The organism is Bradyrhizobium sp. 147 (assembly GCF_023073935.1).
Lineage (GTDB): Bacteria > Pseudomonadota > Alphaproteobacteria > Rhizobiales > Xanthobacteraceae > Bradyrhizobium.
The window spans coordinates 1-26,184 of record NZ_JADPKL010000109.1 but is presented as its reverse complement, the minus strand read 5'-3'; the positions used below and the strand labels follow the sequence as shown (position 1 = coordinate 26,184).

Here is a 26,184-nt window from a genome sequence, read left to right as displayed (position 1 = left end):
CTTGTCAGCGCAGGCCAAGACCGCGGGCAATCATCCCACGCAGGATTTCCGGCGTGCCGCCGCGAATGGTGAACGACGGCGCGTGCAGCAACACATGCGCCATCGCCTGCGAATACTCGTCGTCGTCATCGAGACTTGCCTCGATCGGCAGCAGCTTCCGCACCATTTCCGGAACCTCCCGTTCGAACGCCGTGCCGACGTCCTTGACGAGGGCGGCCTCGGTCACCGGGCTCTCGCCACGCTCCAGGAGCCCGGCGATCGACGACGACATCCGACGCAGCGTGGCGAAGTGCGACGCGAGCCGGCCGATCTCGACCGCCTGCCGCTCATTCGGCTCCCGCCCGACCTTGTCGACGAGTTCGATCAGTAGCCTGATGTCGGACATGAAGCGATCGGGGCCGGCGCGCTCGAACGCCAGTTCGCCCGTCACGCGGGTCCAGCCTTCCCCCGGCTTTCCGATCATCATGTCATCGGGAACGAAGCAGCTCTTGAAGAACACCTCGTTGAACTCATGGCCGCCCGACAGGTTCATGATCGGCCTGATCTCAATGCCTTCCGAGCCCGTATCCACGATGAACTGCGACAGGCCGGCATGACGGTTCTCGCTGGGCGGCTCGGTGCGGGCGAGCACGATCAGGTAATGCACGCGATGCGCGTTGGAGGTCCAGATCTTGGTGCCGTTGATCACCCAGCCGCCTTCGACCTTGTCCGCCTTGGTGCGGGCCGCCGCAAGGTCGGAGCCGGAGTCGGGCTCGCTCATGCCGATGCCGAAATAGCACTCGCCCGCGGCAATCTTCGGCAGGATCAGCTGCCGCGCCCGTTCGCTGCCGTGCTTCAGGATCTGCGGGCCGGACTGCCGATCCGCGATCCAATGCGCGCCGCCCGGTGCGCCGGCCGCCAGCATCTCCTCGGTCACGACGAAGCGCTGCAGATTGGAGTACTCGCCGCCACCATACCGCGTCGGCCAAGTCATGCCGATGAAACCAGCCTTGGCGGCGCGTTTGCTGAATTCCGGATCGAATGTCGACCAGGACGTCCGGTGGGCGGCGTAGCGACCCTTGTCACGCTCCTCCTGCAGGAAGGCGCGGACTTTCCGCCTCATCTCGTCGGCCTCGGGCGGCAACGTCAGGGATTCGAACCGCAATGCGCGCAATCAAGCCTCCATCAATCGAATATTGTCGTTCAGCTGAACTCTAGCCATCAAGCGCCCCGAAACACCGGCTTGCGCTTTTCCAGGAACGCCGTCACCGCCTCGTGCTGGTCCGCCGTATGCTGCACCAGGGCCTGCATGCTCGCCGCCATCTCAAGATGGGTGCCGAGATTGATCGCGCCGGAATCGCGTACAAGCTTCTTGCACATGCGGATCGAGTGTGGCGGGTTCGCCGCGATCTGGCGGGCCATCTTGCGGGCGGCCTCCATCAGCTCTCCCTTAGGCACGACATGCGACGCCAGCCCCCAGGAGAGCGCCTGCTCCGCTTTGACGAAGTTGCCGGTAAAGGTCATCTCATAGGCGCGGGAGAGGCCGACCACGCGCGGCAGGAACCAGGCGCCCCCGTCGCCAGACACCAGACCGACGCGCATGAAGCTCTCGGCAAACTGTGCATCGTCCGCCGCGATGCGGATGTCGCACATCAGCGACAGGTCGCAGCCGGCGCCGATGGCAAAGCCGTTAACGGCAGCTATCGCGGGGACCTCGAGGTCATACATCGCCATCGGGATCTTCTGGATTCCGTGGTGATATCCGCGCCGGATTTCGGCGGGAATGCCGCCGAACAGACCTGTACGATCACGCATTTCCTTGACGTTGCCACCCGACGAGAAGCTTTCCCCCGCCCCCGTGACGATCACGCAGCTGACCGACATGTCCTGATTGATGCGCTGGCAATGGCCGACCAGCGCATCGACGATGGACGGCGACAGCGCGTTGCGCGTCTCCGGCTCGTTGAGCGTGAGTGTGACGACCCCGCCATCCTGCTCGTAAGTTACACTGTCCGACATGTCTTGCCTCACTTGCTCTGGCTGCTGACGAATACCGTGTTCGCGGCGTCCATGCCGAGCTCCGCAAGAATCTCGGCCGTATGCTCGCCCAACCGCGGCGCGTGGCGGCGCAGCCGGAACGGCGCCGAGCTGAACCACACCGGCGCCCGGATGGACTTGTAGGCCCCCTCCGACGGGTGCTCGGCCCGGCTGAACATCCCGACCGCCTTCATGTGCTCGTCTTCAGGCAGATCGGCGAGGCCAAGCACGGGCATGCAGGGAATGCTGACGTGGTCGCAAAACGACACCCATGCGGCCGTGGAATGCCTTGGGGCTTCCTCCTCAATGATCTCGTAGAGTGTCTCGAGATGGGCTGCCCGCTCGACCAGAGGAAAGAAGCGGGCGTCGGATTTCAGTTCAGGGCGACCCACGAAATCGAAGAAGTCGCGCCAGTTGCGGTCCGAGTAAGGCAGGATGCACATGTATCCGTCGCCGGTACGGAACGGCTTCCGGCGTGGACTGACGACGCGGCTATAGCCGGGATTGCCGAGAGACGGCTCGAAGGCGAAGCCCAGCAGATGCTCGATATAGGCGAACTCCGCCGTGGTCTCGAACATCGGTACCTCGATCGCCTGACCGCCGCCACCGCGCTCGCGCTGGAACAGCGCCGCCATCACCGAATAAGCGATCGCCTGCCCGGACAGCTTGTCGCACAGCACCGTCGGCATAAAGGCCGGCTCACCGCGCGCCGCCAAATGCAATGCCGCGAGCCCCGAGCCGGCCTGGATAATATCGTCGTAGGCTGCCTTGTCGCGGTAGGGCCCCTTCTCACTGAATCCATAGGCGCCGCAATAGATGATATCAGGCTGGATGGCGCGGACCGCCTTGTAGCCAAGCCCAAGCTTGTCGATGGCCTTGGGCCGCAGCGAGTGGACGAACACGTCGGCTGTCGCGATCAGCTTGCGCAGGGTATCCATCCCCGACGGCTGCTTCAGGTCGAGCACGACGCTGCGCTTATTGCGGTTGAGATGGAGAAAGCCGCCGGCCATGCCCTCATGGCGATTGGGCCGATAAGTCCGGAAGGAATCACCCTCTTCGCTCTCGATCTTGATCACGTCAGCCCCGAGATCGGCCATGATGTGGGTCGCAAACGGTCCCATGATCACGTTGGTCAGGTCGATGACGCGGATTCCGCCCAACGGGCCGTCTGCAGGGGTCGTGTCCATCCCGAAGCTCTCTTGTTCACTGGCCGCGGCTGGCGCGTGCCGCGCGGGACGTCCAACTTCTACGTGATTGCAATTCGATCAATACGGTTCGGCACGATCGCGCCAATTATCACATATGCGATTGAATACGCTGCATCGCTCTCTTGCTGGGGGGAACGCGATCCAACATAGTTCGCCCAACGACAAAAAGATCGGGAGAGAACGATGACTTCGACGAGCCGTCGCCAGCTTGTAGGCGTGATCTCGGGGGCAATTGCGTTGGCCTGCTTTGCAGCGCCAGCTGCGGCCGCCGAGAAATGGGATCTCTACATCTACAATCCCGTGGCGACGGTGGCGGCGGCCAAGGGCATGACTGCAATCACCGAGCAGATCGAGAAGGACACCGGCGGCGAGCTGTCGGTCCGGCTGCACCTTGGGGGCTCGCTTCCGATCAACACCACCACCATCACTCAGGCTGTTAGCGACGACGTCGTGCAGATGGGCGACGACGGATATTTTCTCGGCAACGTGCCGATCGGCGGCGTCCTGCGGCTGCCGATGCTGATCCGCTCGCTCGATGAATACAAGAAGGCGGCGGCCATCATGGCGCCGTACCTGGAGAAGGCCTTCGAGAAAAAAGGCGTCCTGGTGCTGGGGCAATATCTCTACCCCTACCAGGTTGCCTTCTCGAGCAAGAAGCTGACCTCGCTGGCCGACATCAAGGGCCAGAAGATCCGCGTGACCTCGCCCGAGCAGGGAGAGTTCATCAAGCGGCTCGGCGGTGTGCCGGTCACGCTCGGCGCCCCCGAAGTTCCCTCCGCGCTCGACCGAAACATCGTCGACGGCGTGCTCACCGCGAACACCGGCGGCGGAAACACCTGGAAGGACCTGCTGAAGTTCAACTACCGACTCGGCATCAACTATTTCAATTCCGTCGTCATCGTGAACAAGGAGCGCTTCAACAAGTTGACGCCGGAGATCCAGGCCAAGGTCCGCAAGGCCGTCACCGACAACATGCCGCTGATCACCAAGGCCATGGCGGATGAGGAAGACAGCCTGAGCAAGAAGTTCGCGGAAGGCGGCATGACGGTGACGGAGCAGCAGCCCGGCGATCTCGATGTCGGCACGAAGACGATCTCGGCCTATTGGGATGAATGGGCGAAATCGAAGGGACCGGATGCTGCGGCCGCGCTCAAGCAGGTCCGTGCGGCGCTCGGCCGGTGATCGATCATGGCCAGCGGCATCGAAATCAAGGAGGTGGCGCCTGACGGCGCCGTCCATCTCATCGACAACGTCTCATCGGGCACCGGTCCGATCGAAAACGCCTCGGAAGCCCTCTGCGCGCTCTTCCTGATCGCCATGATCATCCTGATTGGGGCCGAGGCGATCGCGCGCAATGTGTTCGCGACATCGCTCCAGATCACCGACGAAATCGGCGGCTATCTGCTGGTGGCGACGACCTTTCTGAGCATGTCGGTTGCCGAGGCCCACGGCGCGTTTCACCGGGTCGAACTGGTTCAGGCCCGGCTCGGACCATCCGCCCGGCTGGTCTCGCAGATCGTCTTCGACCTGATGTCGCTGGTCGCCTCCGCGCTCATCACCTGGCAGCTCGCGCGCCTGGTCATGAATTCATGGCGTTCGGAGGACGTCGCGGCCACGCCGCTCCAGACGCCACTGTGGATGCCGCAGACCACCATGGCGATCGGCATGTTCCTGCTCTGCCTCGCCCTCGTCCGCACCACCCTGACCAAGGTTCGCCGCCTGCGCGGGAGTGCGCAGCCATGACCCCAGGGGTCGAACTGATCTTTGTCCTGGCGATCTTCGTCGGCCTGCTCTGCGTGGGCATGACGATCCCGTTTGCGATCACGGTGCCATCTATCCTCTATCTGCTGCTGCACGCGGGCCCGCCTGGATTGAAGGGCATCGGACTCGTCAGCTGGGGCAGCATGAACAGCTTTACATTGAGTGCGATCCCGCTGTTCATTCTGATGGCGGAAATCCTGCAGGAGAGTCGGCTGAGCCTACGGGTCTATCATGGCCTATCCAAGCTGGTGTCCTGGATCCCCGGTGGCCTGCTGCAAACCAACATCGCGGGATGCGCGATCTTCGCCGCCATCAGCGGTTCGAGCGTAGTCACGGCCGCCTCGATTGGACGCGTCGCGCTCCCTGAACTGCAGAAACGCAAGTACAGCCCTCGTCTGTCCGCGGGCTCGCTCGCGGCGGGCGGCACGCTCGGCATCCTGATCCCGCCGAGCATCGCGATGATCGTCTATGGCACCTTCACCGAGACCTCCGTCGCAAAGCTGTTCATGGCGGGCGTGATGCCAGGCCTGCTGCTGACCGCGATGTTCATGGCCTATATCGCCATGCACGCCTGGTTCAGCCCGAAATCGCTCCGGCTGAAGTCGGCGACCGGTCAGTCCGAGAACTCCTTGCGGCCCTGCTCGACGTCATCCCGTTCATGGTTCTGATCGGCGGCACCATCGGCAGCATCTATTCTGGGCTGGTCACGCCGACCGAGGCAGCGGCCGTCGGCTGCGTGCTGGCGATCGTCATTGCGGTGTTCTGGGGCGAGTTCAGCGTCGCAATTCTCTGGCGCGCCTTGCAGACCACCGTGCGCGTCTGCGGCAACATCCTGTTCATCGTCTATGCCGCTTTTCTGTTCTCTTATGCGATCAGCTACGCCGGAGTCGGCGAGCAGATCACACAGTTCCTCGTCAATCTGAAGCTTTCGAAGCTGGAATTCTTCATTGCCCTTTTCGTTCTCTACACCGTGCTGGGCTGCCTGGTCGAAAGCCTCGGTATGATCGTCGTGACGGTTCCGCTGCTCTATCCGGTGCTGGTTCGGTACGGCATTGATCCGATCTGGTTCGGCGTCATCCTGGTCCTCTTCATCGAGATGGGCCAGATCTCGCCTCCGATCGGCATCAACCTGTTCGTGATCCAGAGCATCTGGACCGGCAAGCTGAGCGACGTTGTCGCGGGCACGATCCCGTTTCACCTGATCATGTTCGTGCTGCTCGGCCTACTGGTGATCTTCCCTGAAATCGCAATGTGGCTGCCTTCACAAGTCACTGCCGTTCCCTAAACGAGTTGTCGCAATGTACGCACCACCCGAAGAGATCAAGACCGAGGTCTTCGCCCGCCTGCCTGACAAGTTCCGCCGCAAGGACCCCGACAACGCCTGGTCGCTGGTCAACCGCCGCGGGCTTGCGGCGGATTCCTTCCTTGAAGGTCCGTCGTTCGACCGTGGCGGAAATCTCTACGTGGTCGACATTCCCTATGGCCGGATCTTCCGCATCTCGCCGGCCGGAGAGTTCGCGCTGGTCACCGAATATGATGGCGAGCCGAACGGATTGAAGATCGCGCGCGACGGGCGGATCGTTATCACGGATTATCGCCATGGTCTCATGACGCTCGATCCTGCGAGCGGCAAGGTCAGCGCCATGCTGGAGCGACGCTGGTCGGAGCGTTTCAAGGGCGTCAACGACTTGGTCTTTGCCGGCAACGGCGACATCTATTTCACCGACCAGGGCCAGACCGGCATGCACGACCCGACCGGCCGCGTCTATCGCCTCCGCCTGGATGGAACGCTCGACCAGATCGTCAACAACGTTCCTAGCCCGAATGGCCTCGTGCTCAACGGCAGCGAGCACATCCTCTACGTTGCCGCCACGCGCGGCAATTCGATCTGGCGTATCCCCTTAATGCCTGACGGCACCGCATCGAAGGTCGGGATCTTTATCCAGTTGTCCGGGAGCTTGGGCGGACCCGACGGCCTCGCGATGGACGAGCAGGACAACATTGCCATCGCTCACGCCGGCCTCGGCGCTGTCTGGATCTTCAGCCGCCTCGGCGAGCCGCTTTATCGAATCCGCTCCTGCCAAGGCCTTGCCACGACCAATGTCGCCTATGGCGGCCCCGACAACAAGAACCTCTATATCACGGAATCCGAGACCGGCTGCGTGCTGGTCGCGCGTGTTCCCGTTGCTGGTCGCGCCATGACGTCGCATCGATAGTGCGGGACAACCTGAATCTATTCATAGGAAGAATGAAAGGACAGCCTTCATGTTGAGGAAGGTTCAATCAGTCATACTGATGCTTGGCTTGACCGCTTCGGGAGCAGCGATGGCCGCGTGGCCCGACGACAAGCCGGTCGAGGTCGTCGTTGGCTTCGCCGCAGGTGGCGGGACCGACGTCATGGCCCGCAAGCTGCTTCCCTTCGTCGAAAAGAGGCTCGGCGGAAATGCGAGATTTGTCGTCCTCAACAAGCCCGGCGCCGGCGGCGAGATCGCGTTCGCCGCAATCGCGCGCGCAGCTCCCGACGCCTATTCGATGGGCGTGGTCAACGTGCCCGGCTACAACTTCCTGCCGATGACGCGGAAGACCCAGTACACCATGGACGAGATCCGTCTGGTGGCACGCGTGGTCGACGATCCCAGCGTGATCGTCGTTCGCAACGACAGCCCCTTCACGACCCTCGCTAGCGTTCTCGACGCGCTGCGCAAGAAGCCCGGTTCGGTCACGTTCGGACATAACGGCGCCGGCACCAACGGCCATCTGGCCATCCGCATGCTCGCGAAGGCCGCAGGCGTCGAGCCGAACGAGGTCTCCTACCGCGGAACAGCGGCACAGAGGACCGACGTCCTTGGCAGCCATCTCGATATTGGAATGGTCAGCCTGAGCGAAGTGCCCGAACTGCACGGCACCAACAAGGGAGAGCTCCGGGCCATCGCGATTCTGTCGAAGGCTCGTTCCCCCTCCTTGTCGGGCGTACCGACCGGCGAGGAAGCCGGCGTTCCCGTCATCATGACCGCGGAGCGCGGCTTTGCGCTGCCAAAGGGTGCACCCGACGACGTTGCGAAGAAGCTGGAATCTGCAATCGCTGAAAGTCTCAGCGATCCCGACTACGTCAAGAGTTCACCTGGTGATGCTCCGGTGCTCGCCTTCATGCCCGGAGTCGAATGGCAGAAGCGCCTTGACGAGATGACGAAGGCGTTGCAGCCGCTTGCCGTCGAGTTGACCGACCCGAAATAGCCTCGGTCCTCGGAGCGAGCCAGCCACACCGGTCCGTGACGGACTAGAAGGCACGCGCGTGGCTCCCGAGCAATCCTCCGAGAGATACGGGCGATCCACTTACACGCTGAACAGCAGGCTATTGACCAGCCCGTCCGTTTTGCACGCTCAACTGCGCTGACGCACTCTATTGTCGAGCTCGCCATTGCGACCGTTCTCAGAAGGGCTAAACCACTTCGGTCACAGCATCCTCATTACAAAAAGGACTCCCAACACTGCGCAAACTACGCGATAGCAGCCCGCGATCATTCGAACGACGTTTCGTCCTTGATTTTGAAGAACAAATCTCCAGGTCTGACCGACAAGTCCCGCCGGCATGCCCGCCGCATTTTTCGGTCATGAATTCACAGGAAATTTTCAGCGGCCGGCAATGTTGGCGATTCCGCCAACTATTGGAATCCAATGGACTGATAACCGTTGCCTGCGTAGACAAGGCTGCTAAAGCCGCTCCGATGCGATGTCCCTTCAATACCGTCATAGATCAGCAACACGCTGGTACTTCCCCTTCGCTCGCCTGTGCGCGGCTCGGAATGGTCTGCCTCTACGCTACGTCGCATTTTGACCCGGAGCGGACTGACTACCGCATCGCATACTTCGCCTGGATCGTGCTGTGCCAAGACACTCAGCACGATCCCGAAGGGGAACGATAGTCGTTGGAGAGAGCTGAACCCTCCTCCTACTCAGCTCTTACGACCGGACCTGAATGATCGTCTTGCCCTGGCGTCGCTCGGTCGAGTTGAAGGTGCCGACAGCATCGTCGAGGGACGAGACCTTTCCGATGTTCGTCCGCAGCCTGCCGTCCCGCACCCTCTGGACGATCTCGTTCAATTGACCGCGATCTGCCTCCACGACGAAGTCGATAGCCAAACCGTCGAGCGGTCGAGCCTCCACCGGGCCGACGACACTCACCAGCGTCCCCCCGGCCCTCACGAGCGCTGCAGACTGCTTCTGGATGTCGCCGCCGATGACGTCGAATGCGAGATCGACGCCACCTACATCCTTGAGCGCATCGTTCTCCAGGTTGACGAATTCGTTAGCGCCGAAGCCGAGCGCTTTCTGCCGGTCGGCCGCGCGTCCTGTTCCGATGACATAGGCGCCAGCCTCTCGTGCGAGTTGAACGACCATAGAGCCGACGGCGCCGGCCGCACCATGCGCAAGCACGCTCTGGCCCGCCTGAAGTCGGCCGTGCTGGAAAAGCCCTTGCCACGCGGTCAAGCCGGAGATCGGCAGGCTCGCGCCTACCTTGAAATCGACGTCACCCGGCAGGGGCGCGAGATTCCGCGCCTCGATAGCGATGTACTCGGCAAGGGTGCCGTCCCGATACCAGTCGGCAAGGCCGAACACGCGCTGTCCCGCCGACAGTCCTGTAGCGCCATACCCAACAGCCCTGACAATGCCGGCAAATTCGTGCCCGGGGACCGAGGGAGTTCGGTCCTGCTCGCGACGATCGGTCCACGTCGATGGCCACTCCAGTTCCGTCGGAACGAAGCCCGATGCGTGAACCTCCACGACGACGTCGTTTATCGCCGGGCGAGGTTCGGGCCGTTCCACCGGCTTCATGCCGGCAAGTCCGGCAGCCTGGTCCGTCACAATGATCGCTTTCATCTTGAATTCTCCTTCATGTGCTTAGTTTTTCTGAATCAGGAACGTCTGTCTGCTCAGATCGAGCCGGCGGGTGCCACCGCGGGGAAGTCCTGGTCGGGATGGAAGACGTTGTTGAAGAAGTTCGTCAGCGAGTACATGGCCACGAGCGCGACGATCTCCATGATGTTCGCGTCCGTGTAGCCCGCATCGCGGACGGCTTGCAGATCGGCGTCTGTGACATGGCCGCGGCTTTCGATAATCTTGCGTGCAAACTGGACGGCGGCATCCCGCTTCGGGTCGGTTGCGTGACCCTTTCGGGCGAGGATGATGTCCTCGGCCGGCAGCTTGGCCATGCGTTCCGCCGTGAAGCTGTGCACCGTCAGGCAGTAGTTGCAGCCGTTCACCTCGGAGACCGCAAGGCCAATGCTGTCGCGCGTCTTGACGTCGAGCGCCTTGCTCAACGAGCCGAGCAGAGCGGCCCATGCGTTGAACGCGATCGGGCTTTGCGCGAAGGTCGCCATCATGTTAGGCGTGAACCCGATGTTCTTGGTGAACGCATCGAGGGTCGGTTTCGAAGTAGCCGGCACGTGTTCCGGCTTCAGAGCGGCAGCTCTGGCCATGGTTTTTCTCCTCGGATAATTGGTTTCAGGGTTGGTTATGCGAAGTGCAGCACGTCGGCCACGGGTAGGCGCGGCTTCTGCGGCCAGTTGCCAGACCGCTCCGGCCCGACGGTCAGCAGCATGACCGGGATTTCGTCTTCGGCCAGGCCAAATTCTCTGTGCACCGCCTCTGCATCGAAACCGATCATCGGTGTCGACCCCAGGCCTAGCGAGCGGGCCGCATAGACGATAGCCGCGGCGCCGAAGGTAGCGGAGCGTACGGCCTCGTCCCGCTGGCGCTGCGGATGATTGTCGTACAGGCCGCGAGCAGGCCCCTCCCATTCCGGCACCAGATGTGCCGGCATGATGCCAGCTTCCACGACCGATGCCAGGCGCTCAGGGACGGTGCTGGCATCGGCCAACCGGCCGACGATGATGAAGGTGACGGCCGCTTCCGTGATTGCCGGCTGATTCCAGGCGATCGGACGCAGCCGCGCCTTTGCGTCAGGTGAACGCACGGCGATGAAGCGCCAGTTTTGCAGATGGAAGGACGTCGGCGCTGACGTGCCGATCCGCACGAGGTCACGGATCTGATCGTCGCTGAGGACGGCGGTCGGGTCGTAGTACTTCGCAGCACTGCGGGCCAGAATGGTTTCGATCACGGCGTTTGCCGGCAGCGGCCGCGCAAGCGAACGGGAGGTTTCGGGATTGGCAGCGATAGCCTTCGTAGCGGTGGTGTTCATTGGGTGGCTCCTTCATCAGGTAATGACGGAACCCAAACCTACTGATGGAATTGATTACTTCGAGCCTCCATTGGCTCAAAATGATGCTCAAAAAGATCATTCTGACGTCAGGCGGTCGCTCCCCGATGGCTCGACGTTGTGCGCCTGCCGGCGCCATTCCCCCGGTGTCATCCCCATCTTCACCGCAAATACGCGCCGGAATGCCGCAACGGATTGATACCCGACCGTCTCAGCCACAGCTTCCGTGCTGATCCTTGGGTTCTTGAGTTCGTTGGCGGCCATGCTCGTGCGAAGATCGGTCAACAGGTCGAGAGCGGAGCGACCCAGCTTGTCCTGAAAGTGGCGCATGAATGTCGCACGTGACATGCCACATAAGTCGGCTAGATCGGGAAGCTTCCAAGGTCGCGCCGGATCAGCGAACATTGCCGCAATAGCAGGTGCCAATCTCGGATGGCCGGCAAGGGCCAGCAAGCCTTCAGTTGATTTTTCGGCTTCAGCCGCGGCACGCAGAACCAGAGTGAATAAGACCGCAGACAGCGCGTTGAGAATGGCGCGTCCTCCCGCTCTGTCGCCTGCGGACTCCATTCGCATCAGGCCGACCAGTCCAGAAAGTTGACGAGATGCGGACGAAATGTCCTCTTCTCCATGTTTTTCCCTGGCGCGCACCACCAGATTTGGCGGCAGGTAGTTGCGAACGAGCCGATCATGGGGTGGCACGACGAAAAACCGTCCACACAGCAGATCGAGTTGCTCACCCCCTCCATCGTTTTCGCTCAACATCCACCCGGCGGAGCCCGTGCTTTCGTGCGTGCTGATAGGCGTTTCGCCGCTGCCGTCGTGCAGCATATGGGCTGAACCGTGCGGGAGCAGCACGATATCCCCGCCTCCAAGCTCGTGCACCGTTCTCGAATCTGGGTCCTCGAAAATTGCCCGGCCCTTGACGATGACATGGTAGGGAATCTCGTTCGCCGCTGCCCTGGGCCAGATAATACGCCATGGTGCGCCGTACGCGCAGCGGACCTCGAGTTGGCCGGTAACGATTATAATTTGCAGGAGATGACTCAACCAGTCGGCCTGAGACATGGGACCTCGAGAGCGTGAATCGCCAGCGCAGGATATCAATGTAGCCACGAATTCGGCGAAAGGCTTGGCGTTCCGTCCTCAATGATCGCGGCGACGTGGACCAGGACGTTCGCTTGCTCATTGTCTCCATATCGGCGGTGAGCTCCGTCAGCATCAATACCAACTTTCAGTGTGGATCCTCAGGACCACGCAGGAGGCCCGACGGCGGGCTGTGACGACCGGGTTCCTTCCCAAGGGCAGCAACTTCCCCTGCCGATGTTCAAGCTATTTGAACTGCCTCGAGACCGTTCGGGGCTGTTGATGTATGGTAAGCTGGCACGGCCTTTTGTGGGCCTGTCGCTACCCTGCCAGACACCGTCATAGCCAATCGACCTGAGTATCGATGCTCCGGCATGGGGGCAAGAGCTGCCTCGACTCCTGCGCCCGGCACGTTGGAAAGACACTCAACCCGAATACCGGCCACGGGAGGGGTCGCCGTCTTGGATCGAGCCCCCCTTCTCGGCTTCTCCCCCGCGCGAAGCTGTGCCGGGCAGCGGTCAGCCGGGCGGCGGTTGCCGTCGATTCTGTCGGCGCCCGAGCCGGGAGCTGCGATCTGCAACCTTGCTGCGCTCCAGCAACGACCTTCAGTTCGGCCATGCCGAGGCGAGGATGATCGAGCAGAAGTTTCCGCGCACATAGTTCATGTCCTTCAGCGCCAGTACATCGGCCTTGACGTTTCCGAATGTCGTAAGAGGCTTCTTGATGATGCCGTTGGCGAAGTGATCGATGATGTTCTCCTTGAAGTTGGCCTCCCGCGGATGATGGGCACAGACATGGTCCCGCTGCTCGTGCGTGAAGTCGTGGTAGGCGATACCGAGCACGTCCATTTCCACGCCGGCGGTCACCAGCGCGATCGTGGGACGCATGTGCTCGGGGATGCCGGGCGTCGTGTGCAGCGCGATGGCGGTCCAGACATCCTCGACGTCACGCTCCGGCACGCCGTATCTCTTCATGAAGTCGCGTGCGGCATTGGCTCCGTCCACCTCGAAGCGCAGGTCGGGGCTCGAATACTTGTCGGTCAACCCCATGTCGTGGAACATCGCGCCGAGGTAGAGCAGTTCCGGATCGTATTTCAGGCCGCGGCGCTCACCTGTGAGCGCTCCCCAGAAGAACACGCGGCGGCTGTGGTTGTAGAGCAGGTCGTCTTCGGTGTCGCGCACGAGCTGCGTCGCCGCGCGGGCGATGGCGCTGTCCGGCACACGGATACCGGCAATAATCTCGGACATAAATAGTCTCCTTGGTGGGATCAGAATCGGGCGGCGTAAATCGCCGGGCGATGGGTACGGATCGTGGACGGGCTGTCGCTATTCGGCGGCTACCTCTATCAGTGCGAGACCCAGCGCTTGCGCCACGCCGGCCCCATAGGCTGGGTCCGCCTTCATGCAATTTGCAATGTGGCGCTGCTTGACCTCGAGCCGTGCATCGCCCATCGCTCGCGCCGTGTTCTCGAACAACGCCTGGCGCTGCACCGATGTCATTTTGCGGAAAAGATTGCCGGGCTGCTCGTAGTGATCCTCGTCGACGCGATGGTCCCAGCGCGCGGCCGCGCCGGACCATTCGAGCGGCGGTTCAGCGAGGCTCGGGTCGTGATCAATCCATGCGCCTTTGCTGTTCGGCCAATAGGTCGGTGTCGCGCCCAGGTTGCCGTCGGTACGCATCGCGCCGTCGCGGTGATAGCTATGGAACGGGCACTTCGGCGCGTTCACCGGGATATGATTAAAGTTGACGCCCAACCGGTAGCGCTGGGTATCACCGTAGGAGAACAGGCGCGCTTGCAGCATCTTGTCGGGCGAGAAGCCAATGCCCGGCACGATATTGGCCGGCGAGAAGGCGGCCTGCTCAACCTCTGCAAAATAATTGTCGGGCCAGCGATTGAGCTCGATCACGCCGACTTCGATCAGCGGATAGTCTGGCTTCGACCAAACCTTGGTGAGATCGAAGGGATTATGCTTATGCACCTTCGCCTGCTGGTCGGTCATGACCTGGATGAACATCGTCCAGCGCGGGAAGTCGCCGCGTTCGATCGCGTTGAGCAGATCGCGGCCGTCGCTCTCGCGATCGTTGGCGACGAGTGCGGCTGCCTCGGAATCGGTGAGGTTTTGGATGCCCTGCTGGGTGCGGAAATGGAACTTGACCCAAACGCGTTCGTTGGCGGCGTTGATCATCGAAAAGGTGTGACTGCCGAAACCGTGCATATGCCGGAAGCTCTTCGGGATGCCCCGGTCGGACATGACGATCGTCACCTGGTGCAGCGCTTCGGGCAGCAGCGACCAGAAATCCCAGTTGTTGTCGGCCGAGCGCAAGCCGGTGCGCGGATCGCGCTTGATGGCGTGGTTGAGATCCGGAAAACGCAGCGGGTCGCGGAAGAAGAAGACGGGCGTGTTGTTGCCGACGATGTCCCAGTTGCCTTCCTCCGTGTAGAACTTCAGCGCAAAGCCGCGGATGTCGCGTTCCGCGTCGGCCGCGCCCCGCTCGCCGGCAACCGTCGAGAAGCGTGCGAACATCGGCGTCGTCTTGCCGACCTGCGCGAATATCTTCGCCTTGGTATAGCGGCTGATGTCGTGCGTGACCGTGAAGGTGCCGTAGGCGCCCCACCCTTTCGCGTGCATCCGCCGCTCCGGGATGACCTCGCGGTCGAAATGCGCCATCTTCTCGATAAGCCAGACGTCCTGGAGCAGCGCGGGGCCGCGCGGCCCTGCAGTCATGATGTTGAGATTGTCGGCCACCGGCGCCCCGGTAGCGTGTGTCATGGGTGGACGGTAATCTGTCATGATCTGCCTCCTGTTTTCTCGACGGGATGAAACTGCTCCCGGCCTCGACACCGGGTGCTCATCCTGTGCGCATATTTGCGAAGGAGGCGCGCAACCGACAACAGACACCATCCTGCGGATCAGGACAGCCGCACGTTGTTTCCTGCCAACAAGTCTTGGACCGTTTCGCAGCGGCAGCGCGCTGCGTCGGAGAGGTCACGCCTATTCCGTCTCTGTCCGGCGGAAGCTGGCGCGATATTGCATAGGGGTGATGCCAAGACGGGAGCTGAACACGATCCTCATCCGATCCGCCGACCCGAAGCCGCAATCGAAGGCGACCGCTTTCAGCGGCCGGTCGCTTCCTTCCAGCATCATGCGAGCCGCATCGACGCGAGCGCGCTCGATGAAATCGTGCGGTGTAATACCGGTCGTCTGCACGAAATGCCGGGACAGATTCCGAGGACTCATGCCGACCACCGCGGCGAGCGACTCCAGCGTATGACGATCTCCGATCCTGGCCATAACATGGTCCTGGATGCGTGCGATCGGCGATTCCGGATCGGCAGGCGCCGTGAGATAGGGGCTGAACTGCGACTGTCCGCCCTGGCGCTGGGCAACCACGACAAGCCGTTTAGCGACCTTGAGCGCCGTCTCCGCGCCGTGCCGCTGCAAGACGAGCGCCAAGCCCAGATCTATCCCGGCAGTCACACCGGCCGCGGTAATCAACCGTCCGTCCCGCACATAGATCAAGTCAGGCTCGACCCTTGCCTTCGGGAATCTCGCCGCCAGCGCCTGCGCATCCTGCCAGTGGGTTGTGACACGCCGATCATCGAGCAGGCCGGCATAGCCAAGCACGAATGCGCCGGTGCAGATCGAGCCATACACGCTCGAGCGCCACGGCAACTGCTTGACCCACTCGATTAGGGAGGGCTCTGGTTCCGCTTCCGGCGGGATCGGCGCACCCGCCACGAGTATAATGTCGAAACCGCCTGTCGCTTCTTCAAAGGTCAGGTCCGCCATTAAACGCAGACCGTTCGAGGCCCGTAACGGCTTGCGGTGAGCCGCGATCAACACTGATTCATAGCGATCAGCATTGTCGATAAACGTGTTCGCCTCGCTGAACACATCAAGAGGGCCGGCCACATCCAAAGCCTGGACCCCCTCGTAGACGACGATCGCAACAGCTTGTACCGGCACTCCTTACTGCCTCTCCAGTCTGGCCGCCTCATTTATGCATGTCGTCCGGACCTTGCAAAGGGTCTGGCGCGATCCGGGGCAAGCCCGCTTGAGGCGCTTTTTTGCGGTCCTGGCGGATAACTCACAAGGACCCAAACCAATCTCTTTCCTTCGAGATTTGGCAGTGCGCGCTCGAAGACAACCTTCACTTGCTCTTGGTCCTGAGCGATCGCGGGAGAGACTGCCAGAGCGATCGCTGATGCAAGCAACGGAGCGGCGGCCACTAGCAGTGCGGGCCAGCCGCCTGGTGATCTTGAAACCCTTTGTGTCGATAGAAAACGCGCTCAGAGTTAGCCAGCGAAGACAGGCGAGTCCCTCGCCGCTGGCAATTCGCCCATACGCGGATATGAATCTGGAAGCATGGCACTTTCTCTTAATGATGTTGAAAGTCGTCATGGAGAATCCGGCAAGGGAGATGCAGCAATCAGATCGCAAGCGTTCGGGCTCTTGAACCCCGGGATGAAACGCTCGCAGACGGCGGCATTGACCGTGCCGTACGTGGTCGCCGGCTTATGCGCAAAACCCGCGAAATACTCCTGAATAAAGCCGTTTTTGAAGTTCGTTCGCGGGTACCTGGCGATGATTTCTTGTAGGGCATCCGCGGGAAACTGATCGAATCCCACCCCGATCACATCGAGAAGAACACCTGAGTTGAGGAGCGCGACTTCCGGGCGCATATACTTCGGGATGCCGGGCGTGGTGTGCAGCGCGATTGCCTCCCAGACGGTCTGCACCTGATCTTCAGGGATATTGTGGGTGCTAAGGAACTGACGGGCGGCATTTGCGCCATCAATTTCGAAGCGCTCGTCCGGGCTTGAGAATTTCTTGATGAGGCCGAGATCGTGAAATGCTGCGGCGACGTAAAGGAGCTCAGGGTCAAAGCGGAGCTTTCTTTGATGCCCCTGCTCAGCCGCGAACAGGTAGACGCGGATAGAGTGATTGAACAGCAGATCGGTTGAATTCTCGCGTAGGACGTCTGTCGCCTCTTTCGCGAGAAAGGAATCGGGAATGAGGGGAGCACCGGTGAGATTTCGCGTGGTCATTTGATGTTTCCTTTCAAGAGCGGCCGAAGCGCAGGTGACACACAATGGCTCGCGAGCCCAACGCCTGTGATCAACTCGAAGTAGCCGCGAGCACGATTTTTCCTTTCGGCTGAGACCGCCTGATCTCCCACGCGCAGATCGGAAGCGCCTGGGCCAACGCCTCGAATTCACCTGAAAGGTCGGAGCCCAACGTGAGAGGGAGCGGTTGCGGCAAAGCGCTCTTTCCGGCCCTGATCCAGCCGTCCCACGGTCCGACCCCAGCGGCTTCAAACTTGACCAGGACCTCGCCAGGGCCGGATTCCGGCCGCGGGACGCGCTCGAACGTCATGACCTCAGGTGGGCCAAACTCATGGGCACGCCAGGCCATTATTGCGGAGCGAGGTCGTTCGCGACTAGCTTCAGGAATGACGCTGCTGGAGAGCATCTCACCTGCTTCTTTTGGCTCGCCATAGCTGCCGCTTACGATCGTCGCCTTGGTGATATGCTCGTAGTGGCGGAGTATGGGTGCTTTCACCAACAGAATTGTTGGATGGCTCTGTCCCATATTTCGCAATCGAGCCTGCCTTGGACAACAAACACCATCCTTTGGATCAGGACAGGCGTACGTCGTTTCCTGCCAGGACGATCGATCGCTTCGGCTCCGACCGATGAGCCCCGGCCGCTTTCGGGCACCGGCCGGCTAGAATTGGCTCGAGCGGCGTCGGACGCCGCTCCCAGAGATGAACGTGGCATCCATAGACATCCCCTGGCAGATCTCGGGAACGTATTCGGCACCCCGTCTGTCCTTTGTCGAACAGATGGCAGCGCACGATGGCTCCGCGGTCAGGCCGGAGCCTTGAAATCGTACGAGATGCGTCCGGCTGGCAGATAGAACAGAGCGATGACAGCGCCACCCCTCACCTCCGGATAGTGCCGGCTGCCAGGATCGGGCGCCGTCCAGCCCGGTCCTTGCCAACCCTGCAGTCCCTTCAACTCTGCGCCTTTGTTCAGGGGCACCACGAGATTGAGCTCGCCATAGGGGTGGCCGTGATACTGGCCGCGTAGAACGTCGCCATCATCCTCGTCCTTGAAGCGACGCGGATCGGCGCTATTCATGTACACGGCGGTGATGCTGAACTGGAACGTCTCGGGGGTTGGCTCCAGGATACGGCTTCGCCGGTAGTTCGGACCGTCGACCTCCTGGTTCGCCGCCCAACCCTCCTCAACTCCGATTTTAATGAGGCGGCTCAGATCCTGGTAGAGCGAGCTTTGCTCGCCATATTTCTCGTTGAGCCAGCGCTCCATCTCGGCGCCGGGCGTCATATCCTTGACTTCCCGCAAGAACGGAATACTGCGTTGAATTAGCTCTTCCCGGCTTCCCATGGTCCTGTCCTCCTTCTCGATTGGATCTCACGTTTCAAAGCCCGCGAACGTGGCAAACTCGTCGACGTCCGCTCGCGGCATCAATCTTTCCGCCGCTCCAACCCTGGCACGGCCGATCGAAACGCCACACACCACCATTTGCTCTGCCGGGATCGACAGCAGCGGACGGAGGATCCGGTGATATTTCGCGAACGTCTCCTGGGGACAGGACTGAAGTCCGCGCCCTGCCGCTGCCAGCATCACGTTCTGCACGAACATTCCGAGGTCCAGCCAGCTCCCGACTTCCAGACGGCGGTCGATGGTTACGATCAGTCCGACCGGCGCGCCAAAGAACGTATAGTTTTTCGCAGTCTGCTGTGCCCGGCCCTCGGAATCAGTCTGCGCGATCCCGAGCGCGCGATAGAACAATTGACCGAACTGCTGTCGCCGCCTGAGGTACGGCTCAGGCAAGTCGCTGGCGTAATATTTGTATTCCGACACGTGCTTGTCGCGCGACGTCTGGTGCGCCTCCAGAAGAGCCGCCGACACCCTATCCTTGACCGCGCCCGCGAGCACATAGACGTACCAGGGCTGGATGTTCGCTCCACTTGGTGCGAACCGCGCTGCCCTGAGAATCTGCTCGACGGTCCGTCGCGGAACCGGATCGCCGCAGAATTCGCGGCACGCGGTTCGGCCCATCATGATCTCGTCGATGCCTCTATGTGCAAGCGGCACTACGCTTTCGCCGGTCACGGCTTCTTCAGGAGCGGACATCCTCCTTCCTCCATCGGCCTGAACGCTTCCTCCCCAGGAATGGTCGCGAGTAACTCGTAGTAGTCGAATCTGTATTTCGACTCTTCCGGCGACTTGACGCGGAAAAGATACATGTCGCGGATCAGCCGTCCGTCCTCCCGAATGCGGCCGTTCCTCGTCATGAAATCGTCCACCGGCATTTCGCGCATCTTGGCGGCCACCGTCGGTCCATGCAGCGTGTCTGCCGCTTCGACTGCCCGCAGATAGTGCATCACCGCACCATAGGTCCCGGCGTGGATCATGGTCGGGACCTTCTGCGTCTTCTCCATGAAACGCTTCGACCACGCCCGCGTCCCATCGTTGAGATCCCAATAGAATGCCGAACTGAGCATCAGGCCCTTGGCAGTCTGCAATCCAAGGCTATGGATGTCGGCAATGAAGACGATCAGGCCGGCAAGCTTTTGTTGACGCGTGATTCCAAACTCTCCGGCCTGCTTGACCGCGTTGATGAAATCACCCCCAGCATCGGCGAGTGCGATCACGTCCGCTTTTGAAGACTGCGCCTGCAGCAGGAAGGAAGAGAAATCAGGCGTGTTGACCGGATGCTTGACTGCGCCGACGACCTTGCCGCCGGTCGCCTCGATAACCTTGCGGCTGTCGGCCTCGAGCTGCGCGCCGAGCGAATAGTCTGCCGAGAGAAAGAACCAGCTCTTTGCGCCAAGACGTGTGATCGCCTTGGCCGTGCCCTGAGAGAGGGCAAAGGTGTCGTAGGTCCAGTGAATACCCGTCAGCGAGCATTCGTCACCAGTCAGGCGCGATGTTGCAGCGCCTGTGGCGAGAAACAGCTTTTTCTTGTCACGCGCAATGCCTTGGACCGCGAGCGCAACAGCGGAATTCGGCACGTCAAGGACCGCCTCGACGCCCTCGTTGTCAAACCAGCGCCGTGCGATTGCCGCACCGACGTCCGCCTTGTTCTGGTGGTCGCTGGCGACAATCTCGATAGATCGCCCGAGCACCTTGGCCCCAAAATCGTCAACAGCCATCTGCGCCGCGAACACCGAGCCCTGCCCGCCGTTGTCGGCGTAAAGGGAGGACATATCGGTCAGGACGCCGAGCTTGAGAGGAGCATCCTGCGCAACCGCCGATGATGTCCCAACTAGCGCCGACGCCACCATAGCAACGACCATCTTGCGTTTGACACCCGGCATCTCGCTGGATCGCATTGCGAACCCTCCTTCAGACAGGCAAGCGGAATAATGACGGGATCGAACGGCGACGGAAGTGAAACCTTCGCAGATCTGTCCTGAACCTCCTTCAGATTGGTCGCGCCGGCGGCAGCATGTCTCCGCTAGCTCCGCGGTTGCGTCCAGCGCGCGCCTGGCTTTAACTGGATTCCACCGCGGCATGTGCGCAGCGGCTGGCTGCAAACAGGATCCTCGCCGTGTCCGTTTCCTTCAAGACATTGGACTTGAACCTGCTCAAGGTGTTCGACGCCGTGATGGAGGAACGCAGCGTGCTGCGCGCCAGCCAGAAAGTTGCGCTGAGCCAGTCCGCCGTCAGTCATTCACTTGCCCGGCTTCGCGAGATGCTGGAGGACGATCTGTTCGTGCGCACGGCCACGGGCATGCAACCCACGACGCGCGCGCTGACGATGGCGCCCCAGGTTCGAGAGGCGCTGCGAACCCTCGAGGCGGCGGTCGAGCTGCCGAATTTCGTTCCGGCGACGTCAACCAAGCAGTTCACGCTCGCCGCAAACGACTTCACGACGATGGTCCTGGCGTCCCCGCTCCTGAAACTACTAAGCCGGGAGGCTCCATCCATCGACCTGACGATCAAGCCGGTGACCCGGATCGACCTTGCCGAGCAGATCGATCTCGGTCGCATCGACGTCGCTATCGGGGTCTTCTCGGCTCCGCCGAGCCGCTTCCGCACGTCGCTGTTATTCGAATATGACGACGTGCTGATCGTCGGCGGAAAGCGTAAACTCGGCCAGCTGGACAAAGCAAAGCTTGCGCGCCTGTCGCTGGTCGTCGTCTCCTTTGGTGGCGAGCAGGAGGGCGCGATCGACGGCTTCATTTCGGAGAGAGGTCTCGCCCGGCGCTCTGAGATGTATGACCGAACGGCGCTCGAGCGGGCGCTCTCCGAAAGCGACCGGCCGCCGCGGATCGCGGTTTCATTGCCGCATTTTCTTGCCCTGCCCGCGCTGCTCCAGGATTCCGAATTGGCGGCCATCGTCCCGCGTCCGCTAGCAAGGGCGCTCGCGCAACATCATGCGATTGCGACCTACGAGCTGCCCTATACCACTACGGCGGTCGAAGTCCGCCTGTTATGGCATGAACGTGTCGAGGGCGAACCATCGCATCACTGGCTTCATGAGATCCTCCGACGCGCGGCCGAGGACCTCAGACGCGGGCGCTAGGGGGATTGGGATTTCTCCTATCGAGCGGCCATCGTACCTGACATCGGAACCCAGCGCTCACCGTGGAAACGTTGCGGGCTGCAGCGCCTTGATCAGGCGATAGTCGTCGGGGCTTTGAGCTGACGGTGATGCCGGGAAGCAGGCCCGGAAGCATCACATGAAGTTGAGCTGGTCCGACAGCGACCAGCAGCAGGGCCAACCTGAAATCCCCTTACCGCCACACGACCTTTGATACGGGTTTCAGCAAGTCTGAAAGACCCACACGATGCAGCATCTCTGCCCGAAGACGATCGAGCACGGCGAATCCGACATCGGCCCCGTCCTGCGTTGGATCGTAGTGGACCCGGAAGGGGCGCTTGCCGGATGGCGCGTTGACCACCTCCACGATCTTGTCGGCGACGGGCTCCGGATCGGCGTCATCGGGCACGATCTCTGCGAAGGCCTTCTTCACCTGCTTGCCGAACCCGGCGCAGGGGCCGGCTTCATACTCGGCCATGCGTGCCTCGTCGGCAGGACGTCCCGAATGGGCGAAATGGTTGGTGCCCCGGGTGAAGGCACCTGGCACGATGATCGAGGTTTCGATACCCCAGCGCGCCAGCTCGCGGGAGTACTGCACGGCAAGTGAATCCATTGCCGCCTTGGCCGCGAAATAGGGCGAGAGATAAGGTGGCGTGCCACCGGCCGAGCTCGAACTCGATATCCAGATTAGCAGTCCTTCGCGCGGCGCGCGCATATGCGGCAACACCCCGCGATTGACGCGCTGAGCGCCGAGCACGTTGACGTCATATTGCTGGGTGAACCGCTCGGGCGTGAACGCCTTGGCCGGGCCGAACATCATGTGTCCGGCATTGTGGACGATGACGTCGATCCGACCGCTCTCGGCGATGATCTTATCGACGGCGGCATCGACTGACGGTTCCGACTGCACATCGAGCTCGATCGGCCGCAGGTCGCTCCCGGCGATCGCCGACAGCCCGGCGGCATTTTCAGCCGTCGCGACCCGCAACGTCGCGCATCGAGGCGTAGACGGTGTGTCCGGCGCGGCCCAACGCTTCAGCGGTCATCCGGCCGAAGCCACTGGAGGAGCCGGTGACGAGGACGATCTTCTTGCTCATGACGAGGTCCCTTTCTGTGTCCACATCAGGGCGGACGCAATGAGTTGGTGGGCTGATTAGATGATGCCGCCATTGGCGCGGATGACCTGGCCGTTGATCCAGCTGCCGTCCGGCCCGGCAAGGAAGGCGACGGCATTGGCCACGTCATCCGGTCGACCGAGGCGCTCCAACGGGGCGAGCTTGGTGAGGCTATTGATCACGCCCTGCGGCTTGCCGTCCAGGAACAAAGCGGTGGCGGTCGGTCCCGGCGCAATAGCGTTGACCGTGATGTTGCGGCCGCGCAGTTCCTTCGCGAGCACATGGGTCATGGCCTCAACGCCGGCCTTGGTGGCGGCGTAGACGCCGTAGGTCGGCTGGTAGAGTCCGACGACGCTGGACGAGAGGTTGATGATGCGACCGCCTTCTCGCAGTCGCGTGGCGGCCAGCTTCATGGTGTTGCGCGGTCCCTTGAGGTTGACTGCGATGTGGGTGTCGAACAACGCGTCGTCCCCATCGGCGGTTGTCGCGAGCTTCATGACGCCAGCATTGTTCACCAGTACGTCGATTCCGCCGAAGGCAGCCTCGGCGGCGTCCCACATGCGGGCAACGGCGGCTGGGTCCGAAACATCCGCCTGCGCGGTCAGGGCTTGGCCGCCCGATTTCTCGATGTCTGCAGCCAGCTTCTCGGCCTCTACCACATTGCCCACGTAGTTGATGACAACGGTGAACCCGTCCTTTGCGAGGCGCGTGGCGATGGCCGCGCCGATGCCACGCGATGCGCCCGTTACGAGCGCGACCTTCGGGTTATTCTGATTGTTCATTGCCTATCTCCTTCTCTGCCCATCAGGGCGACGACAGGCATATGCATCCTGGCCATGCAAAGATAATCAGGGTAAATTCGCCATGACTGTTCAGATTATGATAACAATGGATCGCGATGGATCGGCTCGACGCAATGCGCTTATTCACTCGGATCGTGGAGCGGCGCAGCTTCACCGAAGGGGCGAATGACCTGAACATTCCGCGCTCTACGGCCACGACAGTGATCAGGGCCATGGAGGATCGATTGGGCGTCCGGCTTCTCCAGCGCACAACCCGGACGGTTCGGCCAACGCTCGACGGTGAGGCCTGGTATCGCCGCTGCCTGGCGATCCTCGAAGATCTGGAGGATGCCGAAGGCGCATTCGCCGGTGCGGAGCCCAAGGGCATGCTCCGCGTCGAGGTGCAGGGCACGCTGGCGCGCCATTTCCTGATGCCGGGCCTGCCGGATTTCTTCGCCCGTTTTCCCGGTATCCAGCTGTCGATGAGCGAGCGCGATCGCTGGGTCGATCTGGTGCAGGAAGGGGTCGATTGCGCACTGCGCTATGGCTCGCTGCCCGACAGCGATCTGGCCGTGCGGCAGGTGGCGTTGCTGGATCGTGTGACCTGCGCCAGCCCTGCCTATATCGCTCGCTTTGGCGCACCCGAACGGCTGGAGGATCTGGCCCATCATCGCTTGGTCGGAATCCGGCGCTTGAGCACAGGAGCGCTGACGCCGGTCGTGTTTCAGACGAGAGACGGCCCGCAGACCGTGGAGATGGCCGCGCCCTTTTCGGTCACCGGACCGGAAAGCTATCTGCTCGGGGTGCAGCTTGGACTGGGCCTGGCTCAGCTTCCTCGTTTCCACGTCGAGAACGATCTCGCCAGTGGTGGATTGGTGGAGCTGTTGAAGGATACACCGCCACGGCCGGAGCCCGTGTCACTGCTTTATCCACGCAGCCGCCAGTTGTCGCCGCGTGTGCGCGTCTTCCTCGATTGGGCGGCGCGGCGGTTCAGCGACAGGGATCGGGCTTCCCAGCCTAGCGGCTGACTAGAGCGGGATGGATCTAGTCTGAATTGAGGTGGGATTCCCAAAGCCTCTCTCTTCCTGACTAAATACTCGCCGGACCTGAACCCGATCGAACAGGTCATAGCCAAGCTCAGGCACCTGCTTCGCAAAGTTGCCGCGCGAGCCGTCGACGCGGTCTGTGCCGCAATCGACTTACGCCTGAGGCGTGCGCCAACTACCTCAAAAATCCGGCTATCGAACTTAATACCGTCACGCTTTTAATTCGCGGAAACGCAGCCTGCGTTCTGCGGCCAGAGGGCGGTTCGTTCCCTGAAGCAGCGCCGGATGGCATTCGCGGTCGCTCGGAACGAAGGCGCAGCGCGCCATTTGGTCGGAAGCGTTTGCGAGGTCGGCCAAATGTGCACGGTTCAGAGGCACCGACAGCGAGCACGCGGTCGTCGAAATATCGGCGGCAACGTTTCTGATCGCAGTCGCCCTCGGTTCTCGTGTTGGTGTGCGCCACGTCCCGCGGAGCGGCACCTGGATGATGGCATGACCGGGCGTCGGCGTCTTCGATCACCATCGCATGCTCGTCGATGAGAATGACGTCCTTGCTATAGTGCTCGTCGACATAGCGAGCGATACCGTCCCGAACCCAGCCGCCGCCGGTCTTGATACCCAACTGTTTGGCCGCCTCGATCAGCGCGTTGCGGTCGTTGGGGGCGCCCGTGTCAATGAGAAGCTGACGGGTGGAAATTGGTGTGCGAGCTGAACCTTGCAGGGAGGCGATCGGCCAAAGATGATTTCCCGACGCCTTGGAACCTAGTGCCTTCCCAGGGCAAGAGAGCGCGGCCTACCCGGAGAGCGAACATCTCCAATTTAGAAACGATGAGTTTGCATTGTTTCTATTTAAGCCTCGCAAGAACTTGAGCATGTTGTGTGTTGAAGACACCAGGAGGCTCTAATGAAACGGGTGCACTCTTTGACACGTATCGCCGCAGTAGGCTTCCTTGCAATTCTGTTGTCGGTCGGCTTCTCTAGTGCGATGCGATATGAGGCTGTGAAGAAGCTCGAGCCTCAAACCCACAGCCTGATCGAAGGCGCCAACACAGATGACGGCGAGAGCAATCAGCTCGCTCTTATCGTTGACGATTCGAACTATCCGGACGCGGAGGCTCCGCTAGACCAAACAGCGCATGACGCGACGGGTTTGGCAGCCGCCCTCAACGCGAAGGGCTTCTCGGTCGACTTGCTCGCAAACGGCACGCGCGCGCAGACGTTCGCCGCCACCGAGCGGCTGAAAGCGAAGGTGCGCCCTGGTTCAACCGTCCTGGTCTGTCAATCGGCGTTCGACTGGGACCCCCTATCGGCATCCAAAAGGGACCCCTTTGATCGGCGTGCTCTGCTGGGAGCGCTCGGGTCGTCGGAGCTGGTC

General features: G+C 61.6%; 25 protein-coding genes and 3 pseudogenes. 10 read left to right on the top strand and 18 right to left on the bottom strand.

The window, feature by feature from the left end; genetic code table 11:
- Window positions 1-4: 4 nt before the first annotated feature.
- From IVA87_RS26980 to IVA87_RS26970, 3 genes are read right to left on the bottom strand one after another with little or no spacing between them, the layout of a single operon-like run.
- Complete coding sequence (locus IVA87_RS26980; RefSeq protein ID WP_247335864.1) at window positions 5-1,153, bottom strand: acyl-CoA dehydrogenase family protein; 1,149 nt, start codon at window positions 1,151-1,153, stop codon at window positions 5-7.
- A 47-nt stretch (window positions 1,154-1,200) separates the two neighbouring features.
- Entirely contained in the window at window positions 1,201-1,998 is a 798-nt protein-coding gene (locus tag IVA87_RS26975; protein WP_247335862.1) for a crotonase/enoyl-CoA hydratase family protein, read from the bottom strand.
- 8 nt (window positions 1,999-2,006) lie between these two features.
- Window positions 2,007-3,203 (bottom strand): CoA transferase, encoded by a 1,197-nt coding sequence (locus tag IVA87_RS26970; RefSeq protein ID WP_247335860.1) that lies wholly within the window; start codon window positions 3,201-3,203, stop codon window positions 2,007-2,009.
- A gap of 204 nt (window positions 3,204-3,407) precedes the next feature.
- Here IVA87_RS26970 and dctP point away from each other — a divergent pair, with 204 nt between their 5' ends.
- From dctP to IVA87_RS26945, 6 genes are all read left to right on the top strand, one after another.
- On the top strand, window positions 3,408-4,406 hold the full coding sequence (dctP, locus tag IVA87_RS26965) for a TRAP transporter substrate-binding protein DctP (RefSeq protein WP_247335858.1): 999 nt from the start codon (window positions 3,408-3,410) through the stop codon (window positions 4,404-4,406).
- Between the two features lie 6 nt (window positions 4,407-4,412).
- Complete coding sequence (locus IVA87_RS26960) at window positions 4,413-4,967, top strand: TRAP transporter small permease (protein ID WP_247335856.1); 555 nt, start codon at window positions 4,413-4,415, stop codon at window positions 4,965-4,967.
- Complete coding sequence (locus IVA87_RS35055; protein WP_253075117.1) at window positions 4,964-5,653, top strand: TRAP transporter large permease subunit; 690 nt, start codon at window positions 4,964-4,966, stop codon at window positions 5,651-5,653. Before IVA87_RS26960 ends, IVA87_RS35055 begins: the two co-directional genes overlap by 4 nt.
- Window positions 5,644-6,270: a TRAP transporter large permease subunit gene (locus IVA87_RS35050; protein ID WP_253075116.1), complete on the top strand. Its 627-nt coding sequence runs from the start codon at window positions 5,644-5,646 to the stop codon at window positions 6,268-6,270. Before IVA87_RS35055 ends, IVA87_RS35050 begins: the two co-directional genes overlap by 10 nt.
- 13 nt (window positions 6,271-6,283) lie before the next feature.
- A complete protein-coding gene (locus IVA87_RS26950; RefSeq protein ID WP_247335854.1) occupies window positions 6,284-7,201 on the top strand; it encodes an SMP-30/gluconolactonase/LRE family protein in 918 nt (305 codons plus the stop codon).
- A gap of 109 nt (window positions 7,202-7,310) precedes the next feature.
- Window positions 7,311-8,219 (top strand): tripartite tricarboxylate transporter substrate binding protein, encoded by a 909-nt coding sequence (locus IVA87_RS26945; protein WP_247335852.1) that lies wholly within the window; start codon window positions 7,311-7,313, stop codon window positions 8,217-8,219.
- A gap of 726 nt (window positions 8,220-8,945) precedes the next feature.
- On the opposite strand, the gene IVA87_RS26940 is transcribed toward IVA87_RS26945, so the two are convergent.
- From IVA87_RS26940 to IVA87_RS26885, 12 genes and pseudogenes are all read right to left on the bottom strand, one after another.
- Window positions 8,946-9,863 carry an NADP-dependent oxidoreductase gene (locus tag IVA87_RS26940; protein WP_247335850.1) on the bottom strand — a complete coding sequence of 306 codons (918 nt, stop codon included), beginning with the start codon at window positions 9,861-9,863 and terminating at the stop codon, window positions 8,946-8,948.
- A 53-nt stretch (window positions 9,864-9,916) separates the two neighbouring features.
- Entirely contained in the window at window positions 9,917-10,462 is a 546-nt protein-coding gene (locus IVA87_RS26935; RefSeq protein WP_247335847.1) for a carboxymuconolactone decarboxylase family protein, read from the bottom strand.
- 35 nt (window positions 10,463-10,497) lie between these two features.
- Entirely contained in the window at window positions 10,498-11,184 is a 687-nt protein-coding gene (locus IVA87_RS26930; RefSeq protein ID WP_247335845.1) for a nitroreductase family protein, read from the bottom strand.
- Window positions 11,185-11,280: 96 nt separating this feature from the next.
- Window positions 11,281-12,267, bottom strand: coding sequence for an AraC family transcriptional regulator (locus IVA87_RS26925; RefSeq protein WP_247335843.1), 987 nt, complete (start codon window positions 12,265-12,267; stop codon window positions 11,281-11,283).
- A 623-nt stretch (window positions 12,268-12,890) separates the two neighbouring features.
- Window positions 12,891-13,532, bottom strand: a complete 642-nt coding sequence (locus IVA87_RS26920) for an HD domain-containing protein (RefSeq protein ID WP_247335840.1) — start codon at window positions 13,530-13,532, stop codon at window positions 12,891-12,893.
- A gap of 78 nt (window positions 13,533-13,610) precedes the next feature.
- Window positions 13,611-15,077, bottom strand: coding sequence for a catalase (locus IVA87_RS26915; protein WP_247335838.1), 1,467 nt, complete (start codon window positions 15,075-15,077; stop codon window positions 13,611-13,613).
- Window positions 15,078-15,278: 201 nt separating this feature from the next.
- The gene (locus IVA87_RS26910; RefSeq protein ID WP_247335836.1) at window positions 15,279-16,253 is read right to left on the bottom strand and encodes a GlxA family transcriptional regulator; all 975 of its coding nucleotides are present in this window, start codon (window positions 16,251-16,253) and stop codon (window positions 15,279-15,281) included.
- Between the two features lie 431 nt (window positions 16,254-16,684).
- Window positions 16,685-17,335, bottom strand: coding sequence for an HD domain-containing protein (locus tag IVA87_RS26905; RefSeq protein WP_247335834.1), 651 nt, complete (start codon window positions 17,333-17,335; stop codon window positions 16,685-16,687).
- Window positions 17,336-17,454: 119 nt separating this feature from the next.
- Window positions 17,455-17,759, bottom strand: a pseudogene (locus IVA87_RS26900) (alcohol dehydrogenase catalytic domain-containing protein); the annotation flags it as partial.
- Window positions 17,760-18,157: 398 nt separating this feature from the next.
- Window positions 18,158-18,697: a DUF4863 family protein gene (locus IVA87_RS26895; RefSeq protein WP_247335832.1), complete on the bottom strand. Its 540-nt coding sequence runs from the start codon at window positions 18,695-18,697 to the stop codon at window positions 18,158-18,160.
- A 27-nt stretch (window positions 18,698-18,724) separates the two neighbouring features.
- Window positions 18,725-19,429, bottom strand: a complete 705-nt coding sequence (locus IVA87_RS26890; protein WP_247335830.1) for a nitroreductase — start codon at window positions 19,427-19,429, stop codon at window positions 18,725-18,727.
- Entirely contained in the window at window positions 19,426-20,616 is a 1,191-nt protein-coding gene (locus IVA87_RS26885; protein ID WP_247335990.1) for an ABC transporter substrate-binding protein, read from the bottom strand. The genes IVA87_RS26890 and IVA87_RS26885 overlap by 4 nt, the downstream gene beginning before the upstream one ends.
- Window positions 20,617-20,897: 281 nt before the next feature.
- Here IVA87_RS26885 and IVA87_RS26880 point away from each other — a divergent pair, with 281 nt between their 5' ends.
- Window positions 20,898-21,848 carry a LysR family transcriptional regulator gene (locus IVA87_RS26880; protein WP_247335827.1) on the top strand — a complete coding sequence of 317 codons (951 nt, stop codon included), beginning with the start codon at window positions 20,898-20,900 and terminating at the stop codon, window positions 21,846-21,848.
- Window positions 21,849-22,059: 211 nt separating this feature from the next.
- Here IVA87_RS26880 and IVA87_RS26875 read toward each other — a convergent pair.
- Both IVA87_RS26875 and IVA87_RS26870 read right to left on the bottom strand, forming a co-directional pair.
- A pseudogene (locus tag IVA87_RS26875) lies at window positions 22,060-22,963 on the bottom strand (SDR family oxidoreductase).
- A 56-nt stretch (window positions 22,964-23,019) separates the two neighbouring features.
- The gene (locus IVA87_RS26870) at window positions 23,020-23,763 is read right to left on the bottom strand and encodes an SDR family oxidoreductase (RefSeq protein WP_247335825.1); all 744 of its coding nucleotides are present in this window, start codon (window positions 23,761-23,763) and stop codon (window positions 23,020-23,022) included.
- 116 nt (window positions 23,764-23,879) lie between these two features.
- Here IVA87_RS26870 and IVA87_RS26865 point away from each other — a divergent pair, with 116 nt between their 5' ends.
- Window positions 23,880-24,791 carry a LysR family transcriptional regulator gene (locus tag IVA87_RS26865; protein WP_247335823.1) on the top strand — a complete coding sequence of 304 codons (912 nt, stop codon included), beginning with the start codon at window positions 23,880-23,882 and terminating at the stop codon, window positions 24,789-24,791.
- Between the two features lie 51 nt (window positions 24,792-24,842).
- Window positions 24,843-24,947 (top strand): annotated as a pseudogene (locus IVA87_RS26860) (IS630 family transposase); the annotation flags it as partial.
- 37 nt (window positions 24,948-24,984) lie between these two features.
- Here IVA87_RS26860 and IVA87_RS26855 read toward each other — a convergent pair.
- Window positions 24,985-25,431 (bottom strand): hypothetical protein, encoded by a 447-nt coding sequence (locus tag IVA87_RS26855; protein ID WP_247335821.1) that lies wholly within the window; start codon window positions 25,429-25,431, stop codon window positions 24,985-24,987.
- A gap of 282 nt (window positions 25,432-25,713) precedes the next feature.
- Between IVA87_RS26855 and IVA87_RS26850 the strand changes: the two genes are divergently transcribed.
- On the top strand, window positions 25,714-26,184 hold a 471-nt coding region (locus IVA87_RS26850), incomplete at its 3' end, for a caspase family protein (protein ID WP_247335819.1).

What these genes read in the sequence shown, in the direction of transcription:
- IVA87_RS26975 (WP_247335862.1), bottom strand. Translation starts at nt 1,998, where the DNA reads ATGTCGGACAGTGTAACTTACGAGCAGGATGGCGGGGTCGTCACACTC.
- IVA87_RS26970 (WP_247335860.1), bottom strand. Translation starts at nt 3,203, where the DNA reads ATGGACACGACCCCTGCAGACGGCCCGTTGGGCGGAATCCGCGTCATC.
- dctP (WP_247335858.1), top strand. Translation starts at nt 3,408, where the DNA reads ATGACTTCGACGAGCCGTCGCCAGCTTGTAGGCGTGATCTCGGGGGCA.
- IVA87_RS26960 (WP_247335856.1), top strand. Translation starts at nt 4,413, where the DNA reads ATGGCCAGCGGCATCGAAATCAAGGAGGTGGCGCCTGACGGCGCCGTC.
- IVA87_RS35055 (WP_253075117.1), top strand. Translation starts at nt 4,964, where the DNA reads ATGACCCCAGGGGTCGAACTGATCTTTGTCCTGGCGATCTTCGTCGGC.
- IVA87_RS35050 (WP_253075116.1), top strand. Translation starts at nt 5,644, where the DNA reads ATGGTTCTGATCGGCGGCACCATCGGCAGCATCTATTCTGGGCTGGTC.
- IVA87_RS26950 (WP_247335854.1), top strand. Translation starts at nt 6,284, where the DNA reads ATGTACGCACCACCCGAAGAGATCAAGACCGAGGTCTTCGCCCGCCTG.
- IVA87_RS26945 (WP_247335852.1), top strand. Translation starts at nt 7,311, where the DNA reads ATGGCCGCGTGGCCCGACGACAAGCCGGTCGAGGTCGTCGTTGGCTTC.
- IVA87_RS26940 (WP_247335850.1), bottom strand. Translation starts at nt 9,863, where the DNA reads ATGAAAGCGATCATTGTGACGGACCAGGCTGCCGGACTTGCCGGCATG.
- IVA87_RS26935 (WP_247335847.1), bottom strand. Translation starts at nt 10,462, where the DNA reads ATGGCCAGAGCTGCCGCTCTGAAGCCGGAACACGTGCCGGCTACTTCG.
- IVA87_RS26930 (WP_247335845.1), bottom strand. Translation starts at nt 11,184, where the DNA reads ATGAACACCACCGCTACGAAGGCTATCGCTGCCAATCCCGAAACCTCC.
- IVA87_RS26925 (WP_247335843.1), bottom strand. Translation starts at nt 12,267, where the DNA reads ATGTCTCAGGCCGACTGGTTGAGTCATCTCCTGCAAATTATAATCGTT.
- IVA87_RS26920 (WP_247335840.1), bottom strand. Translation starts at nt 13,532, where the DNA reads ATGTCCGAGATTATTGCCGGTATCCGTGTGCCGGACAGCGCCATCGCC.
- IVA87_RS26915 (WP_247335838.1), bottom strand. Translation starts at nt 15,077, where the DNA reads ATGACAGATTACCGTCCACCCATGACACACGCTACCGGGGCGCCGGTG.
- IVA87_RS26905 (WP_247335834.1), bottom strand. Translation starts at nt 17,335, where the DNA reads ATGACCACGCGAAATCTCACCGGTGCTCCCCTCATTCCCGATTCCTTT.
- IVA87_RS26895 (WP_247335832.1), bottom strand. Translation starts at nt 18,697, where the DNA reads ATGGGAAGCCGGGAAGAGCTAATTCAACGCAGTATTCCGTTCTTGCGG.
- IVA87_RS26885 (WP_247335990.1), bottom strand. Translation starts at nt 20,616, where the DNA reads ATGGTCGTTGCTATGGTGGCGTCGGCGCTAGTTGGGACATCATCGGCG.
- IVA87_RS26870 (WP_247335825.1), bottom strand. Translation starts at nt 23,763, where the DNA reads ATGAACAATCAGAATAACCCGAAGGTCGCGCTCGTAACGGGCGCATCG.
- IVA87_RS26865 (WP_247335823.1), top strand. Translation starts at nt 23,880, where the DNA reads ATGGATCGGCTCGACGCAATGCGCTTATTCACTCGGATCGTGGAGCGG.